This window comes from Bacteroides sp. 14(A), from assembly GCF_000526555.1.
In the GTDB taxonomy this organism is placed as follows: Bacteria; Bacteroidota; Bacteroidia; order Bacteroidales; family Bacteroidaceae; genus Bacteroides; species Bacteroides cellulosilyticus.
This window is the reverse complement of the sequence record NZ_JAGH01000005.1, coordinates 1,078,615-1,096,257: the sequence shown is the minus strand read 5'-3', so window position 1 is coordinate 1,096,257 and position 17,643 is coordinate 1,078,615. Positions and strand designations below refer to the sequence as shown.

14 protein-coding genes are annotated in these 17,643 nt (G+C 44.4%); 13 read left to right on the top strand and 1 reads right to left on the bottom strand.

Annotated elements, in window-relative coordinates:
• Window positions 1–9: 9 nt before the first annotated feature.
• On the bottom strand, window positions 10–1,146 hold the full coding sequence (locus K429_RS0127425; protein WP_007209990.1) for a hypothetical protein: 1,137 nt from the start codon (window positions 1,144–1,146) through the stop codon (window positions 10–12).
• 655 nt (window positions 1,147–1,801) lie between these two features.
• On the opposite strand from K429_RS0127425, the gene K429_RS0127420 reads away from it, so the two are divergent.
• The 13 genes from K429_RS0127420 (at window position 1,802) to K429_RS0127365 (ending at window position 17,643) form a co-directional block, all read left to right on the top strand.
• Window positions 1,802–3,049 (top strand): efflux RND transporter periplasmic adaptor subunit, encoded by a 1,248-nt coding sequence (locus K429_RS0127420; RefSeq protein WP_007209988.1) that lies wholly within the window; start codon window positions 1,802–1,804, stop codon window positions 3,047–3,049.
• 92 nt (window positions 3,050–3,141) lie between these two features.
• Window positions 3,142–4,185: an ABC transporter permease gene (locus K429_RS29205; protein ID WP_231501920.1), complete on the top strand. Its 1,044-nt coding sequence runs from the start codon at window positions 3,142–3,144 to the stop codon at window positions 4,183–4,185.
• 34 nt (window positions 4,186–4,219) lie between these two features.
• A complete protein-coding gene (locus tag K429_RS31065; protein ID WP_231501919.1) occupies window positions 4,220–4,381 on the top strand; it encodes a hypothetical protein in 162 nt (53 codons plus the stop codon).
• 6 nt (window positions 4,382–4,387) lie between these two features.
• Complete coding sequence (locus K429_RS0127410; protein WP_029328834.1) at window positions 4,388–5,674, top strand: ABC transporter permease; 1,287 nt, start codon at window positions 4,388–4,390, stop codon at window positions 5,672–5,674.
• 176 nt (window positions 5,675–5,850) lie between these two features.
• Window positions 5,851–6,516: an ABC transporter ATP-binding protein gene (locus K429_RS0127405; RefSeq protein ID WP_007209985.1), complete on the top strand. Its 666-nt coding sequence runs from the start codon at window positions 5,851–5,853 to the stop codon at window positions 6,514–6,516.
• Window positions 6,517–6,547: 31 nt separating this feature from the next.
• A complete protein-coding gene (locus K429_RS0127400) occupies window positions 6,548–7,822 on the top strand; it encodes an ABC transporter permease (RefSeq protein WP_029328833.1) in 1,275 nt (424 codons plus the stop codon).
• 12 nt (window positions 7,823–7,834) lie between these two features.
• Window positions 7,835–9,097, top strand: a complete 1,263-nt coding sequence (locus K429_RS0127395; RefSeq protein ID WP_022210116.1) for an FtsX-like permease family protein — start codon at window positions 7,835–7,837, stop codon at window positions 9,095–9,097.
• Window positions 9,098–9,137: 40 nt separating this feature from the next.
• The gene (locus tag K429_RS0127390; RefSeq protein ID WP_007209978.1) at window positions 9,138–9,758 is read left to right on the top strand and encodes a GIN domain-containing protein; all 621 of its coding nucleotides are present in this window, start codon (window positions 9,138–9,140) and stop codon (window positions 9,756–9,758) included.
• Window positions 9,758–11,050: an ABC transporter permease gene (locus K429_RS0127385; protein WP_022210115.1), complete on the top strand. Its 1,293-nt coding sequence runs from the start codon at window positions 9,758–9,760 to the stop codon at window positions 11,048–11,050. Before K429_RS0127390 ends, K429_RS0127385 begins: the two co-directional genes overlap by 1 nt.
• A gap of 26 nt (window positions 11,051–11,076) precedes the next feature.
• A complete protein-coding gene (locus tag K429_RS0127380; protein ID WP_007209976.1) occupies window positions 11,077–12,315 on the top strand; it encodes an ABC transporter permease in 1,239 nt (412 codons plus the stop codon).
• Window positions 12,316–12,328: 13 nt separating this feature from the next.
• Window positions 12,329–13,609 (top strand): ABC transporter permease, encoded by a 1,281-nt coding sequence (locus K429_RS0127375; RefSeq protein ID WP_007209975.1) that lies wholly within the window; start codon window positions 12,329–12,331, stop codon window positions 13,607–13,609.
• Window positions 13,610–13,611: 2 nt separating this feature from the next.
• Complete coding sequence (locus K429_RS0127370) at window positions 13,612–14,886, top strand: ABC transporter permease (protein WP_029328832.1); 1,275 nt, start codon at window positions 13,612–13,614, stop codon at window positions 14,884–14,886.
• 141 nt (window positions 14,887–15,027) lie between these two features.
• Window positions 15,028–17,643 (top strand): PAS domain-containing sensor histidine kinase, encoded by a 2,616-nt coding sequence (locus K429_RS0127365; RefSeq protein WP_029328831.1) that lies wholly within the window; start codon window positions 15,028–15,030, stop codon window positions 17,641–17,643.

Below are 17,643 nucleotides of genomic sequence, written 5' to 3'. Positions count from 1 at the left end.
TTATCGTTATTATAATTTCTTTTTATAGCATCGTCTTCTTTTTGTCAGGGTGGGATGCAGGGGCTTCCATTGAGTCAGTTCTTTTACATTGTCTTCCAGTTGCGGACCTGTCTCAGCCCATTTAAAGTGACGCTCATTATAAACCGGTATAAGGTCATCGAAGAATAATGCATTTACCCCCAGTCCCTGATAATCGGGACGCACCGCTATCAGGAGCAGTTCGGCTTTTTCCTCTTTTTTCCATTTCAGGGCACGAACCAGATGATACCATCCTAAGGGGAAGAGTTTTCCTTTGGCTTTTTGCAGGGCATGAGACAGACTTCCCATGGTGATTGCCACTCCTATAACTTCTTCATTCTCATTTTGTATGACGGGTAGCATTTGCTTGTCTATCAGTGGGAAGTATCGTTTGACATACATATCCACTTGTTTGTCTGATAATTCTGTATAGCCGAAGAGGGGAGCATAGGCAGTGTTTAAGAGTTTGAATACTTTTCTTCCATAACCGTGCTTTACAACATCAGCGTTGGTTAATTTCTTCACTCGTAGTCCGAACATCTCTTTCGAAAGTTGGGTCACACGGGCATATTTAGACGGTATTTCTTTGGGTACTTCAATGCAAACCTGCACCCAATCCACTTCCTTTTCATACCCTAACGTGTCCATGTGTTTGGGATAGTAGGGGTAGTTATATATTGTAATCATTGATCCCAGCTTATCGAAATCTTCAATAAGCATCCCTTCCTTGTCGAAATCGAAAATTCCCATCGGGCCTTGTATATAATCCATACCATGTTCCTTGCCCCATTGCTCCACGGTTTTCAGCAGTGCGGCTGATACTTCCAGGTCATCAATAAAGTCTATGAATCCGAATCGGACGTTCTTCGTTTGCCATTTTTGGTTGGCTCGATAGTTGATGATACCCGCTATGCGGCCAACCGGTTTTCCAGCTTCGTTATATGCAATAAAAGGTTGTAGGACGGAGTATTCCAGTCCTGCATTCTTACGCGGATTAAATGTATTACGAATATCCATTTCCAAGTCAGGAACGTAGTATGGACAGTCTGCATACAACCAGTTTGTGAACTTCACAAAATCGTCCATTTCACGCTTCGTTTCTACTTTTTTTATACTGATATTTTCCATAATGAGGGTAAAAATATAAAAGGATTTTCTTATCACAAAGAGGATGAAATAAGTTGCGCCTTATTAACCAATGTTTGAGGATTTCAGAATATCGTTGACCGCTATGATGTGTTTATCTGGGAAACTATGACAATATTATTGATGCGTATATTGTCCTCTTTTTAGTTTGATTCTAAGCTATTCATTTGTTTTACACCAGGGATCATTTCGTGCAGGACTAATGAATAGTATGTTTATCCTTAGGAACAATTGGGTGTTGACCTTGGTCAACAGGCTTGTTAACCAAGGTTGACGGATTCGTTAGCCAAGGTTGATAGGCCTGTTAACCAAGGTCAACACCCGATAAGACTTACTGTGGAGATGAAGAACAAGCAGGGCAAAAGTAAACGACTGCCTGTCTGTTGCTAAATAACTGCTGATGCTTTTATTGTGAATGGTGTGGGATGAACTTCCTGAAGTATGATATACTTATCCGAAAATGTACAGAGTGTTCGATATCGGACACTCTTCTTTTTTCTCTATCGTCTTGTTTTCAGTTACTTACATTTTTGGCACGCATTTAGTATATATAAATAATGTGAATAATATGCCTGTTCGTTTTTGAAAGCGGAACAGGTTGAAAACTGATAAAATAATAAATAACTCAATATTCAACATGGACAGAGAAATTCCGAAAGAAGTGCGTAACAAAGAGCGCAACAAGAAAATTATCCGCTACGGTGGCATCGGCGTGGCAAGTGTAATCGTTATCAGCGTACTCATCTCATTTATGCGTACGGGAGTGAAAACAAAAGATCTGGTGTTTTCTACGGTTGATAAGGGTACGATTGAAGTCAGTGTTAGTGCATCAGGAAAAGTGGTGCCGGCTTTTGAGGAAATCATCAATTCACCTATCAATACCCGAATTGTTGAGATATATAAGAAAGGTGGAGATAGTGTGGATATAGGTACACCAATCTTGAAACTTGACTTGCAGAGCGTGGAGACGGACTACAAGAAATTGCTGGACGAAGAGCAGATGCGTAGCTATAAGTTGAATCAGCTTCGGGTGAATAATCAGACCAAACTGAATGATCTGGCTATGAAGATTAAAGTATCGGCCATGCAGTTGAACCGTAAAAAAGTGGAATTGCGTAATGAGCAGTATCTCGACAGCTTGGGTTCGGGAACTACGGATAAAGTGCGTCAGGCTGAACTCAGCTATAATGTGGCCCAGTTGGAATATGAGCAGCTGGAGCAGCAGTATGATAATGAAAAGGAAGTGCTTGCTGCCGAATATAAAGTTCAGGAATTGGATTTCAGCATATTCCGCAAGGGACTTGCCGAGATGAAACGTACGCTGGATGATGCACAGATTCGCTCACCGCGTAAAGCTATTCTTACCTATATAAATAATCAGATTGGTGCGCAGGTTTCACAGGGTAGTCAGCTTGCAGTGATTTCCGACCTCAGCCACTTCAAAGTAGAAGGTGAAATAGCTGATACATACGGTGACCGTGTGGCAGCGGGAGGCAAAGCGATTGTAAAAATAGGCAGTGAGAAACTGGAGGGTACAGTTAGCAGTGTGACACCGTTGTCGAAGAATGGAGTGATCTCTTTTACGGTACAGTTGAATGAAGATAATAACCGTCGTTTGCGTTCGGGCTTGAAAACGGATGTCTATGTGATGAATGCAGTGAAAGAAGATGTAATGCGTATTGCTAATGCTTCTTATTATGTGGGACGCGGTGAGTATGAGCTTTTCGTTCGTAACTCTGATAAAGAGATTGTGAAACGTAAGGTACAGTTGGGAGACAGTAACTTTGAGTTTGTGGAAGTAGCCAGCGGCTTACAACCGGGCGACCAGGTGGTGGTGAGCGATATGAGCAACTATAAAAATAAGAATAAGTTGAAACTGAATTAGCTGTAAGTAACCTGATACATAAATCTTATGCACAGGTTTATATCCCCTATAGTGTATCCTCCTATGTGATAATCATTAAAAACGATGATACTATGATTAAACTTTATCTTAAACAAGCGTGGACCATGATAAAGCAGCATCGGCTCTTTACCGGAATCTACGTGGTGGGTACAGGACTTTCAATAGCCCTTGTCATGACACTGTTCATTATTTTTTATGTGAAGTTTGCGCCCATATATCCCGAATATAATCGCAACCGGATGCTGACTGTAACGAAAATGAAGTCTTATCCTAAAGATAATGATAAGAGTTGGAACTGCTCTGCCGTTAGTTATGATGTAGTGAAGATGTTGCAAGATTTGCCACATCTGGAAGCCATTGGTGCAACAGCAAGTAACTATCGTGAAAATTACGTAGAGGTTCCAGATAATAATGAGCCGATTAGCGTAACCCCGCTTTATACTGATGTCGGCTTCTGGAAGGTTTTCACTTTTCGATTTCTGCATGGAAAACCTTTCACGCAAGCGGATATCGATGCGAAACGCAGGGAAGTGGTTCTTCCGGTGAGCGTTGCAAGGAAACTGTTTGCTACAGATGACGTAGTGGGAAGGCGCTTTAATATGGATGCACAGGAATATCGGGTTTGCGGAGTGGTGGAAGATGTTTCTGCCGCTACGCCTTCTTCTGTGGGAGATATGTGGTTACCGATAACGCTTAATTCCTGGGTTACTTCGGATGCTACCGGGAAATTGGTAGGTAGTGTCGGTATATATATGACCGCTCCTGATGCTGAGGATAAAGAAGCCTTAAAGGAAGAAGTGCGTGAAGTTTTCAGAAAATTGAATCTTGCCTCCGATAAGTACATGAATGATTTAATGGGGCAGCCCGATGATTATTGGGCCAGTACATTCCGGTTCGACTCTTGTTCAGCTCCTGATTTGGCTTCTGAGTTGAGAATGTATCTTTATATGTTGCTTGCTTTACTTTTCATTCCTGCAATGAACCTGAGTGGTATGATGTCTTCACGTATGGACGAGCGCCTTTCCGAGTTGGGAGTACGCAAAACTTATGGTGCTACTAATATGAGGCTTATAGGGCAGGTATTATGGGAAAATCTCTTGCTAAACGGCAAGTGACTGGATACTTACTCTCTTTGACAGTTATACAGATGTGGAAAAAACTCCTTTCCTCTCATTCGAGATGCTTTTCAATCCGACGGTATTCTGTGCGTCATTCGGACTTTGCGTGCTACTGAACCTCATATCTGCACTTATTCCTGCAATATGGGCATTGCGCCGAAACATTATTCAGTCGTTGAACTCTAAACGTTAAGATGCTATGATGAAGATAATAAGACACCAATTATGGAATCAGCGCCGGCAGAATGGTTGGATATTTGTGGAACTGGTGGTCGTGAGTTTTTTTCTCTGGACAGTAATCGATCCTATTTATGTATTGACATCCAATCTTGCCATTGATCCCGGTTATAATGAGGAACGGGCGTATGCCCTTTATATGGAATACTATGATGAATTGCATGGTAAGTATGACAAAACCCAGGACAGCACTGCGATTAAGCAGGAGAATCTGTATCGTATTACCCGCTTGGTGAAGAACTGTCCGGAAGTGGAAAGCTTTGCCTTGGTGACCAGTGCCAGCTTCCCAAACAGTTCTTCGTGGAATGGCGCGGAATACTTCAATGACACATTGAAGGTACATTCGCAATATTACCAGTTTGTACAGACAGAGGGGGGAGATGTATTCCGTACGTATGGTATGAAGGATGCCAAGAGTGGACAGATAATGTCTTTGCCCGAAGATTGTGCTGCTCGTGAAGGGGTATTTATTACAGAACGTATGGCAGAAGAGCTTTTTGGCACCACAGATGCGGTAGGTAAAAGGGTGAGGTATAATGACAGTACTTTCCATGAGGTTATGGGAGTATTGCAGGATTATAAACACCGGATTAATGAACAACCGGGTAATCTGTTGATACAGGTAAATAGTAAGGTAGGGAATCACAGTTGGATTCAGTGGATGTATATGTTGACTTTCAAATTGAAACCCAATGTGGATATCCCGACTTTTGAGAAACGCTTCAAGGCGGAAGTGGTTCCCCAACTGAATGTAGGTAATTTCTATTTTACCAAGTTGGGACGTTTTGCAGATATCCGCCACAAATATGAAAATGAGAGTGGAGTGACGAATACTTTACGCCTGCAATATTCATTGGCAGGATTTGCTTTGCTCTGCGTGTTCCTTGGTATGGTAGGCACATTCTGGATACGCTGTAATGCGCGGAGGCAAGATATCGGATTGATGCGCAGTATGGGAGCTACAAAGAAAGTTATCCGCAATCAGTTTTTGATGGAGGCATGGCTACTGGTAACAATCGCATTTGCAGTTTCTCTGCCTTTGACTATGCACCGTATCTATGTATCAGGTTTTGCCAATCCGTCTGAGAATGGTAATCCTGTATACTGGCAAAACCAGCCACTGACGCATTTTCTGATAGTCAGTGTACTGGCGTATATCGTATTGCTTATTATTGCATTGCTGGGTACGTATGCACCCGTCACCCGCGCGGCAAAGATATTGCCTGCTGAAGCTTTAAGAGATGAATAAAATAACGATGCGGACAGCTGAAAACGGACAGAGTGTTCATTTCCGAACAGCTGCTTGGAAATGTAAATGATTGATAATGAATGTATGTTTGCTTTGGCATACCATTTGACTGAAAGCTGTGAAGAATCTATAAATTGAGAACTGAATAAATCAATAACAATTAAATACTTACCATTATGATTAAATTGACTGAGATAAACAAGATTTATCGTACGAATGAGATTGAAACCGTGGCATTGGAAAATGTGAACCTCGAAGTTGAAAAGGGAGAATTTCTCAGTATCATGGGACCTTCCGGTTGTGGAAAATCTACATTGCTCAACATTATAGGGCTTTTGGATGCCCCCACGAGTGGGATCATTGAGATTGGTGGTACTCGTACAGATGGTATGAAGGATAAGCAACTGGCTGCTTTCCGTAATAAGAAGCTGGGCTTTGTGTTTCAGTCTTTCCACTTGATTAACTCATTGAATGTGCTCGATAATGTAGAACTTCCTTTATTATATAGAAAGGTGTCTGCAAAGGAACGCCGCCACTTGGCAGAAGAGGTGTTAGCAAAGGTCGGTTTGAGCCACCGTATGCGTCACATGCCTACACAACTCTCCGGTGGTCAGTGCCAGCGTGTAGCTATTGCCCGTGCCATTATCGGTAATCCTGAGATCATTCTTGCCGATGAGCCGACCGGTAACCTGGACTCTAAGATGGGTGCTGAGGTAATGGAACTGCTGCATCAGTTGAATAAGGAAGACGGACGTACCATTGTAATGGTAACCCATAATGAGGAACAGGCAAAGCAGACAAGCCGTACCGTGCGCTTCTTCGACGGACGCCAGGTAGAATAAGAATTGTAATTAGTAACTCGTAATTATTATGATGCAAACTATTCGTCAAGCCTTTACGATCCTGAGGCAAAATCCGTTGCTGAGCACTATATCCATACTGGGTACGGCTTTTGCCATCACCATGATTATGGCTATCGTGATTACCTGGCAGACGAAGTATGCTGACTTGGAGCCGGAAGTGAACCGCAGTCGTTGTCTGTATTTCTCTGCTATGCACATGCAGGGAAAAGAGAATAAGGATAGGAATAATTATAGCACTCCTTCGGCTGCGTTTATGAAAGAGTGCATACAGTCAATTCCGGAAGTGGAAGCTTGTACTGCATTTACAACGGCAGATGTTGCACTGGTATCTTTAGCTGATGGTAACAACCGATTGAAAGTTGATGCAATGAATACTGATCCTGAATTCTGGAAAGTTTTCAGTATGCAGTTTCTTGGTGGAAGAGCTCTCACTGAAGCCGATCGGGGAGGAGATATGCGCTCTATCGTTATTTGTGCTTCTGTGGCCCGAAAACTTTTTGGAACAACAGAGGCTATTGGGCAGCAAATATTGCTGAATAGAGAACTGTCGCGTATCATCGGAGTTGTGAAGGATGTTTCTGTTACTGCCAAAGATGCTTATGCTCAAGTATGGGGGCTGTATCATACCGATGAATTGAAAGTAACTGGTTGGTGGAGCTATCTGGGTGGAAAAACGATTGCAGTATTGGCACGTACTCCTGATGATTTTCCTGCTATCAGGCAAGGAGTTGAGAAAAGAGTGAAGGATGTCAATGCCGGTCTGGAAGAAATGCAGATGGACATTATGGAGCAACCTGACAATATTGTGGCACACGTGAACCATGTTTGGGCTAATGTAGGGCCGGATCTGCCGATGCTTTATCTGCAATATGGAATTGCCCTGTTCATCATTTTGCTGGTACCCTCGCTCAATTTGTGTGGGCTGAGCAATAGCCGTATGCAACAGCGCGTTAGCGAACTGGGTGTACGCAAAGCTTTCGGGGCAACCGGTAGCACGCTTATCCGTCAGATATTGAATGAGAATCTGGTACTTACATTGATAGGAGGCGCAGTAGGGTTGGTATTCAGTTATCTTGCTGTCTACGTTATGCGTACGTGGCTGTTCACTAATAGCCAGAATATCGGTACGGCAGGTGATTTCAGTTTAAGTATGGACGCTTTGTTCAGTCCGATGGTGTTTGTATTGGCTTTTGTTTTTTGTCTGGTGATTAATCTGTTGAGTGCAGGATTACCCGCTTGGCTTGCCACCCGCCGTACAATTGTAGACTCATTGAACGATAAATAAAAAGGAGACCTTATGAAATTCATATTACATAATCTACGCATGATTTGGTCGCGTTTCCGCAGTAACGGATGGGTGCTGGCTGAACTGTTCCTGGTGTTTGTCGTGATGTGGTTCCTTTGTGACTCATTGGGTTGCCTCAAGTACACCTTTTACCGTCCTCTTGGTTACAACATTGACCACGTATATAGACTTACAACGATTATAGGCGGCGCTACAAGTGATACAACTTTGACAAATGCCGACAGATATCTGCGTGCATTGAAGAAATTGGAGCAGGAACCCAGCGTTGAAGCAGCTGCCCTGTGTTACTGGAGTTTGCCGATGCACGGAAGCAACAGTTACAGTTCATTGGCTGCACAAGATACTATAGGTGTAAATGCACGTATCATCAATACCACTGGTGGATACATTAACGTTTTCCGCATGAGTGATGATCCGCAACGTCCCTTTGTGGAGACTCCTTCAGGGTGGGACAATGTGATGTTGAGTCAGGCTGCTTTCGACCGTTTTCAGAAAAGGATGCCGACGTTCTCGTTGGATACACCATTGAGCAAGTACGGTGACTCCACATCAGTCGTCACGCAAGGTGGAAAGATTGAAGCTTTTAGAACCTATCGCTATGGAAGTGATGCTCCTTGCTTTTTCTATCGTATGGATGAAAATCTGATTAAGAGACATTTTACTGACGAGTGGGCACAGATAGTCTTTCGTGTGAAACCTGCTGCCGATGGTCCGGATTATCGTACAAATTTCATTCGTGAGATTGCGCCAAGACTGGATGTAGACGATCTGTTTGTGGCTGATGCTGTACCTTATACCGAACAGCAACTGCAATTTGAAGTCATGAACGGTGATACGGATAAAGTGAATAGCCAAGCTATTGTTGTGCTTTTTTTGCTTGTAAATGTATTTTTAGGATTGATAGGCACTTTCTGGTTCCGCACTCGTCGTCGTCGCAGTGAGATCGCCTTACGACTGGCAATGGGGAGTACAAAGAATCAGGTGTTCAGGTTACTGGCGGGCGAAGGATTATTGTTGCTGGCATTAGTAACAATACCTGCCATGATTATCTGTTATAATATAGGAATCGCAGAATTCACCATAGGACGAACGGAGCTTATTTCTACCTGGCCGGTAGAGTGGAGTTTTGTACGCTTCCTGCTTGGTTCTTTAGCGGCTTGGTTCTTGATAGCACTTATGGTGATGGTGGGTATTTGGTTTCCGGCGCGGCAGGCGATGAAAATACAGCCGGCTGAAGCTTTACATGAAGAATAGAAAAGAGAAATAGTAAAAACAATTTTAAATAGCAAAACTTATGAAGACTTTATTTATAACTTTGAGTTTATTATTTGCCGCAGTAGCCGGCACAGTATACGCAGCTAATGAAAAGGACCCGCAGGTAAGCGAAGTTCGTAAGGTGGAAGCTTTTTCTTCTGTAAAGGTAACATCTGTAGCGACGGTGTATTTCACGCAGAGTAATTCGTATTCTCTGAAAATAGAAGGTAGGGAAGAGTATGTAACCACTACTACTACAGAAGTGAAAGGAGATTGCCTGATTATCGGTTTCAAGAATAAGAAAGATGGTGATAATAATCGCAACAAAGGGGTGACCATCTATCTGAGTGCACCCGATCTGAAAGATGTAGAGTTTACTGGTGTAGGCTCTTTCAATTGCGAAGGTGCGCTGAAACTGAATGATGTCAAATTCGAGATAGAAGGCGTGGGTAAAGTGAATGTGAAAGACCTGACCTGTAAATCTTTAGTTGTAAAGATGGAAGGTGTAGGTAAAGCTGATATCCATGTGGATTGTGACCGTTTGCGTGCCAGTATGGAAGGCGTAGGCAGCGTTACCCTGAGCGGACGGGCACGTCAGGCAGACATCTCTAAGGGTGGTATTGGTGGAGTGAATACACGTAACTTGAAGATTGGAGAATAATGATAAAGCAATATTTTACTCAGGCCTGGGCACAGCTTCGGCAACAGCCGCTGATAAGTGCTGTCAGCATAGCCGGTACGGCACTTGCCATCTTCCTCATTATGTTGGTGGTGATGATGCAGCAGGTGAAGGTGGCGCCTTTTGCTCCGGAGAGCAACCGTGACCGTTTTCTGCATGTCCACTACATGAGTATTACGAATAAGAATTGGGGTGGTGGTAGCAGTAACGGTCCGATGGGACTCAAGACGGCACGCGAGTGTTTCCAATCCCTGAAAACACCCGAAGCTGTGACTATCTACACCTGCATGGTAGTTTCTACGCCTGTAAACTTGCCGGGACAACCCGGCACAGGTATCGACCTGCTGCAAACGGATGATACTTTCTGGCATGTGTTCGATTTCTCTTTTATTGCCGGAAAACCCTATGATCGGGCTACATTCGATGCCGGACAGCCGGTAGCAGTGATTACCGAAAGCGTAGCACGCCGATTGTTTCAGACGTCGGATGCTATCGGTCGTGAGTTCCTCCTGAACCATGCGCCATACAAAGTGGCGGGCGTGGTAAAGGATGTTTCTACACTGGCTACCGTTGCTTACGGGCAGGTATGGGTACCTTATACTTCAACGGAAATAACCAAGGATACTTGGAGTGATGAGCACATGGGTATGATGAGTTGCACCATCTTGGCACGGAGCCGCGATGACTTCGAAGCTATCCGTGAAGAAGCGGAACGACGCAGGCAAGAGTACAATGTCATTCTCGGCGAGGATGGCTATGAACTGATTTATCGTAATCGTCCTTATGATCAGGAGAAGAGTTCGATTGCGTTCAGTGCCAATCAGGAGCCCGACGTGGAGCAGCATCGCCGTCAGCGTATGATTATTTTTATAATCCTGTTGATAGTACCTGCCATTAATTTGAGTTCGATGACTCAAAGCCGCTTACGCCAACGTGTGGCAGAGATAGGCGTACGCCGTGCATTCGGATCTACGAAGATGGAACTGATGGGGCAGATTATTTCAGAGAACTTGGTAGTGACGTTGCTGGCTGGTGCTTTGGGGTTGTTGTTGAGCGTGGCGTTTGCTTATCTGGGTAACTCGTTGCTGTTTGCACAGGAATTCAGTCAGACGCTGAGTCCTCCGGCAGTGGATGCCGGTATATTGTTGCATGCGTCTACTTTCGGTTGGGCATTGCTGTTCTGCTTTGTGCTGAATTTGTTGAGCAGCGGTTTCCCGGCGTGGCGTGCTTCAAGAGTGGGAATTGTAAATGCATTGGGCGGTCGCCTACATTAATCACTAAACATTAATCATTAAAGAAAATGACCAAGAAACTTCTTGTACAAATAAAGAATGAATGGCGCAATAATCTCTGGCTGGCGCTGGAGCTACTTGTGGTGAGTGTAGTGATGTGGTATGTGGTAGACTACCTGTACACCCGTGCCGCCACTTATCTGGAACCACGCGGATTTAATATAGAAAATTGTTACCTGATAGAGTTGGGTGAACTGACGCCAAAGAGTCCGGATTACATTGCCGATCGGAAATCCGAAGATACTCACAATGATATTGCCGAACTGGTAGAAAGGTTGCGTCGTCGCCCGGAAGTGGAAGCTGTCAGCCTTTCACAGAACTCCTATCCCTATAATGGAAGTAACAGTAGTGGAGAGGTGAAAATCGACACGTTGAACTCTCCCGGTTGGACTATCCGTCGCATGGTGACCCCCGACTTTGTCCGTGTCTTCCGTTATCAGGGTGCACAAGGTGAGACGCCCGAACAAATGGCTGAAATGCTGGAGCGTGGTGAGATCCTTACTTCTAACAACCTTTATAGTAAATATAATCGTAAAATGACTGAATTCATAGGTCAACGCTTTCAGCTTTTTGGTGATACAACGAGGACCTATCGTCTGGGAGCTGCATTACAAAACGTGCGTTATCATGACTATGATCAGGCCCGCAATTCGTACTGTTTCTTATGTAAGCAGTCATTCTACTATGTAGGTTTGGAGCTTTGTGTTCGTGTTCGTGAGGGACAGGACCATGATTTCATTCAACGGCTGAAAGCAGACAGTGAAGCTCAGTTTCGCGTAGGTAACCTCTTTATTTCAGAAATTCGTTCTTTCCATGATATACGTCGTAACTTCCAGCAGGCATGGACCAATGATATCCGTAACTATGTAATGGGTATGGGATTCCTGCTTTTGAATATCTTCCTCGGATTGCTTGGTACATTCTGGTTCCGTACCCAGCAACGTCGCTCAGAGATTGCATTGCACAAAGCCCATGGGGCGACGGACAGTGCTATCTTCAGCCGATTGCTGAGTGAGGGTTTGCTGTTGCTGGCAGTTGTTACGCCTATAGCATTGGTTATAGACTGGAATCTGGCACACATGGAACTGAATTCATGGAGAAATAACACCACGCTGGAGTGGGACCGATTATTGCTTTGTGCAGCTATCAGCTTTGTATTGATTGCTCTGATGATTGCCATTGGCATTGGTATTCCGGCACGTAAGGCAATGAAGGTACAACCGGCTGAGGCTTTACATGACGATTAAATTACTTTAAAATATGATACGACTCTACTTCCTTCAAGCCCTCTATCACTTGCGTGAGAACCCTATCATTACCTGGGTGTCCGTGTTGGGTACGGCAATGGCCATCTGTATGATTATGGTGCTTGTCATCACTTTCCAGGTGCGTCTCGTAGATTGTGAGCCTGAAGTGAATCGCTCACGTACACTCTACGTACCTTATATGTCCGTCAAGCTGAAAGGGAAATCGGACAATGAATCGGCTAATGCTTCTATGTCAGTGCGTACTGGACGTGAATGTTTCCGTGCGTTGACTACGCCGGAAGCTGTGACTCTAGTCAGTAGTGCTGGCAAAGTGCGTGCCTCTGTGCCTGCCGGATCGAAAGCTACTGCTGATATGGTACAGACTGATGAAGCTTTCTGGAGCGTTTTTAGTTTCCGTTTTCTCAGTGGTGCAGGATTTACCCGTGCTGATTGTGATGCCGGATTACCGCGTGCCGTGCTGAGTGCTACGATTGCCCGTCAACTCTTTGGTACTACCGATGTTGTCGGGCATACGGTGCAATTAAACTATATAGATTACACAGTTGCAGGTGTTGTGGCAGACGTATCTATGCTTGCTACGGCCGCTTATGCACAGATATGGGTACCTTACACCGCAGCCGATGCGGAATCCCTCTCTTGGCAGGATGACACGATGGGACCTATGCATGCGGTTATCCTTGCCCACTCATCGGCGGACTTTGATGCGATCCGAAAGGAAACAGAACTCTTACGCCAAAAGTATAATGACGGATTACGGGATGTAGAGATTTTCTATCGCGGGCAACCCGATACACAACTGGCTTATCTCTATCGCCGTTGGTACGCTGAACCTGATGTTCCCGGAGTTATGTTACGTTATGGTATCGTTATCGCCATCTTATTATTGGTTCCGGCAGTGAACTTATCCGGTATGACTCTTTCACGTATGCGTCGCCGTATGGCGGAGATAGGTGTGCGTAAGGCTTTCGGCGCTACTGGCGGTGAACTGATACGGCAAGTTTTCTTTGAGAATTTTGTACTGACGTTGCTGGCAGGTGTTGTCGGATTAGCGTTGAGTTATGCAGCCACATTCCTACTGAATGATTTTCTTTTCAGTAATTCGACAAATGCCTACCTCAGTGGAGAGACAGCACTGACCCCCGGTATGTTATTATCACCGTGGGCTTTTATAGCAGCTTTCGCATTCTGCCTCCTGATGAATGTACTTTCTGCAGGTATTCCTGCATGGCGTGCGTCGCGGATGAATATTACTGATGCAATAAACCAAAGATAGCTATGAAGAATCTACTTACACAAATTAAAAATGAATGGCGAAGTAATCTCTTTCTACTCGTAGAGTTACTGCTGGTTTTTGCTGTACTTTGGTACATTGTAGACTGGGTTACTGTCACTGCGCGCGTTTATCGCGCTCCGATGGGCTTTGATACGGAACATTGCTATAATTTGTCTTTCAGTACCTTGACATCCAAGTCGGCACTTTATAATCCTGAACTCACAGTTGAGGATAATATAGATGCTTTGCTTGAGATAACCGAACGTTTACGGCATCGTCCGGGTGTGGAGGCTGTCTCCATTTCACAGAACTGTTACCCTTATAATGAGGGAAGTAACAGCGCTCAGTTTTATTTGCAGGATAGTATTCATGTGGGTGCTTACCTGGTTTGGTCTGATCCGGATTTCTATCGTGTTTTCCGTTATCAGGCAGTTGATGGAGGCTCTTCCGAGCAACTGGCTGCTGCTATTTCCGACCAAACCATGATTATCACGTCCAATGTCACTGAGGATTATCCGGTACTTGATTTACCCGATGCACGTCCGCTATTGAATCGTGAAGTGGCTCTGACTTATCCCGATCGTGGGTATCATCGTCGTATTGCTGCCATTGCCGTTCCTGTGCGCCGTTCTCATTTTGAAACATCGCACGAATGGGGTGGGGCGTTTATCGGGAATAATCTGAATAGAGATGAGCTGATTAATGAGCTGGGTAACGTGCGCTACGTCCAGGTGAGTCTCCGTGTTTCTCCTGATGCAGACAAAGACTTTGTAGATGCACTTATGGCAGATGCCGACCGCTTATATCGGGTAGGTAACATCTTTCTGTTGGAGGCATCTTCTTTCAGCGATATTCGTCATATCAGCGAACTTGAAGATGTGAACGAAGTGAAGACACAGCTTTGCATCCTGTTCTTCTTGATGCTGAATATCTTCTTGGGAGTGATTGGTACATTCTGGTTCCGTACGCAACATCGTCGCCGTGAAGTGGCATTGCGTATGGCAATGGGATCCAGTCGTCGCGGCATTTTTCTGCGCTTGATGGGAGAAGGCATATTACTCTTGACGGTAGCTGCTATTCCTGCATTGATTATTGCTTTTAATGTGGGTATTGCCGAGTTGGTGGATATCAGTAAAATGCAATTTACAGTCGACCGGTTCCTGATTGCAGCTATACTTACGTGGTTGCTTATGGCGTTGATGATTATTGTCGGCGTCTGGTATCCTGCTTATAAAGCCATGCAGTTACAACCGGCGGATGCCTTGCACGACGAATAGTCAGTTTTTCTTCTATATGTGCACCTTTTCTTTTGCATGGGGTAAAAGAAAAGGTGCATTCTGTTCTGTATTTCAATATAATCCGTATATTTGCGAGGAAAATTCATAGCACATTTATTCAAAACAGAAGAAAAACGAGATATGAAGAGACGCTTATTCCTCGTGATGCTGATAGGCCTGTTTCCTTGCATTGTATTTGCCGGACACCTTTATGCTGCGGAACGTACATACAACGTGCTTTTCATCCAGTCATATAATCATCGTACTCCTTGGAATGACCGCTTGACGGAAGGAGTGCGTGATGGCCTGTCACGTGGAGGTATAAAAGCGAAAGTCACAACAGAATATTTGGATGCTGATTACTGGACTTTTGCATCTGAGTGTGTCATTATGCGGCGTATTTGTGAACGGGCACGTCAAAAAAACACGGATATTATTATTACAAGCAGTGATGAGGCTTTTTATACATTGATGCATTGTGGAGATTCCCTGCCTTATAAACTACCGGTTGTGATATCGGGTATCAAATATCCCAATGAAAAGCTGATCTCGAAGTTACCCAATGTTTGTGGGTATACATCCAAGATTGATTTCGTGCACCTACTCGAAAATGCACGTCGTGTATTTCCCAATCGTACAGAAGTTATTTGTGTTTCGGACAGTAGTCTTTTAGGACTTAAAGGTGTTGCTGAACTGGAGCGTATATGGCCCAATTTCCAGGAGCTTCATCCGGAATATAAGATGAAAGTAATGAATGTACAGTCACAGGCTCCTAATCCTGTCATTTCCTCTATTTGTTATGATTATAATGCCTATAACCGCATTGTCATTGCCCCCAAATGGACACCGTTCCTTTCTTTCATCGGAAAAAACTCTAAAGCTCCGGTTTTTGCCGGACAAAGTCTGGCATTGACTAACGGAGTATTCTGCGTGCACGATATGGAACCTTACGAAGGAGCTAATGCGGCAGGAAAGTGTGCTGCACAGGTGTTGCAAGGAGCTATCCCTTCGGTGATAGGGGTCGTGGACCTTCCCGGTAAACTGCTTTATGACTTCAAGCAGTTGGAATTTTTTAGAGTGAATGCGGATAAAGTGAGTGATAGTGGCATTATCATGAATGCACCGCTGATGGAGCGCTACCGTATCTGGTTTGTGCTTTTTTACTCTGTCGTGGTAGGTGCATTGGTCTTTCTTGTTATCTGGCTCTATCGCTTGAACCGTCATGAATCACGTCGTCGTATGCACGCCCAGACGCGTTTGCTGATACAGAACCGCTTGGTGGAGCAGCGTGACGAATTTGATAATATCTTCTGTTCTATCCGTGACGGACTGATAACTTACGATACGGATTTCCGTATACATTTTGTCAACCGTGCTTTGATGTTGATGCTCGAACTGGACCCTGACACTCATACGGCACGTTCTTACGAAGGGCAGATGGCAGGTTCCATCTTCCACATTTATTCAAACGGAGAAGACATCCTGCAATCATTACTGAAACAGGTGAGGACAGAGCGTCGTGTAATCCCTATTCCGGAAAAGGCTTTCATGCAGGAAGTTCATAAGGGAACCTATTTTCCTGTTTCCGGTGAAATTGTGCCGATTTACTCCAAGAACAAGATGACAGGTATGGCTATTTGTTGCCGCAATATCTCGGAGGAAGAAATGCATAAACGCTTCTTTAATCTGGCTGTGGATGCAAGTTCCGTATATCCTTGGCAATATGATGTACGTACGCACAGTTTCCATTTCTCAGGTGCATTGCTCGATTACTTCGGGCTTCCCGGCAAGCAGACCATCTTGCGGAAAGAATTGGAGCTTTTTATTCATTCGGATGATTTGGAAGAGGCTCGTCAACATTTCACAGCTATTTTTAAAGGCGAGGAAATGGATACCCGGATGAGTTTCCGTATGCGTAGCGGAGAAGGTAAATATGAATGGTGGGAATTCCGTAGTGCTTCTTACAATGGTCTGGATTCCGAGGCACCTTATATGGTATTGGGTGTTTGTCAAAGTATCCAGCGTTATAAGGCTACCGAAGAAGAGTTGATAGCAGCCCGTGACAAAGCTTTGCAGGCTGATACTCTGAAGTCGGCTTTCCTTGCCAATATGAGCCATGAAATCCGTACTCCGTTGAATTCTATCGTCGGTTTCTCTGACTTGCTGAAGGACATTGAAGCATTCAGTCCTGAAGAAGTGAAACAGTTTGTGGATACGATCAACGCGAACTGTACTTTATTGCTGGCACTGATTAATGATATTCTCGATCTGTCCCGTATCGAGTCCGGTTCAATGGACTTCCGTTTTGCCGGATACAACCTCACGTTTGTGATGCAGCAGATCTATGACTCTCAGCGCCTGAGTATGCCTCGGGGGGTAGAGCTGGTCATGAAGCTGCCCGAAGGTGAGGGTAAATCGATAGTAACGGATTCTGTCCGTCTGAAACAGGTGATTAACAACTTCATCAACAATGCCAAGAAGTTCACTACTCAAGGTTCTATCACTTTCGGTTTCCAGACAGAAGAGCCGGGCTATACCGTTTTCTTTGTGGAAGATACCGGAAGCGGCATTTCAGAAGAAAATCAGCGACGCATATTCGAACGTTTCTATAAAGTGGATAGCTTTACGCAAGGTGCCGGCCTGGGACTGAGTATCTGCCAGACTATTGTAGAGCGTTTCAGAGGGGAAATAAACGTATCTTCTGAATTAGGAAAAGGTACACGCTTTACAGTACGTGTACCTGATTTTAATGAATAG

Coding starts and splice junctions, on each gene's coding strand:
- K429_RS0127425 (WP_007209990.1), bottom strand. CDS start 1,146: ATGGAAAATATCAGTATAAAAAAAGTAGAAACGAAGCGTGAAATGGAC.
- K429_RS0127420 (WP_007209988.1), top strand. CDS start 1,802: ATGGACAGAGAAATTCCGAAAGAAGTGCGTAACAAAGAGCGCAACAAG.
- K429_RS29205 (WP_231501920.1), top strand. CDS start 3,142: ATGATTAAACTTTATCTTAAACAAGCGTGGACCATGATAAAGCAGCAT.
- K429_RS0127410 (WP_029328834.1), top strand. CDS start 4,388: ATGATGAAGATAATAAGACACCAATTATGGAATCAGCGCCGGCAGAAT.
- K429_RS0127405 (WP_007209985.1), top strand. CDS start 5,851: ATGATTAAATTGACTGAGATAAACAAGATTTATCGTACGAATGAGATT.
- K429_RS0127400 (WP_029328833.1), top strand. CDS start 6,548: ATGCAAACTATTCGTCAAGCCTTTACGATCCTGAGGCAAAATCCGTTG.
- K429_RS0127395 (WP_022210116.1), top strand. CDS start 7,835: ATGAAATTCATATTACATAATCTACGCATGATTTGGTCGCGTTTCCGC.
- K429_RS0127390 (WP_007209978.1), top strand. CDS start 9,138: ATGAAGACTTTATTTATAACTTTGAGTTTATTATTTGCCGCAGTAGCC.
- K429_RS0127385 (WP_022210115.1), top strand. CDS start 9,758: ATGATAAAGCAATATTTTACTCAGGCCTGGGCACAGCTTCGGCAACAG.
- K429_RS0127380 (WP_007209976.1), top strand. CDS start 11,077: ATGACCAAGAAACTTCTTGTACAAATAAAGAATGAATGGCGCAATAAT.
- K429_RS0127375 (WP_007209975.1), top strand. CDS start 12,329: ATGATACGACTCTACTTCCTTCAAGCCCTCTATCACTTGCGTGAGAAC.
- K429_RS0127370 (WP_029328832.1), top strand. CDS start 13,612: ATGAAGAATCTACTTACACAAATTAAAAATGAATGGCGAAGTAATCTC.
- K429_RS0127365 (WP_029328831.1), top strand. CDS start 15,028: ATGAAGAGACGCTTATTCCTCGTGATGCTGATAGGCCTGTTTCCTTGC.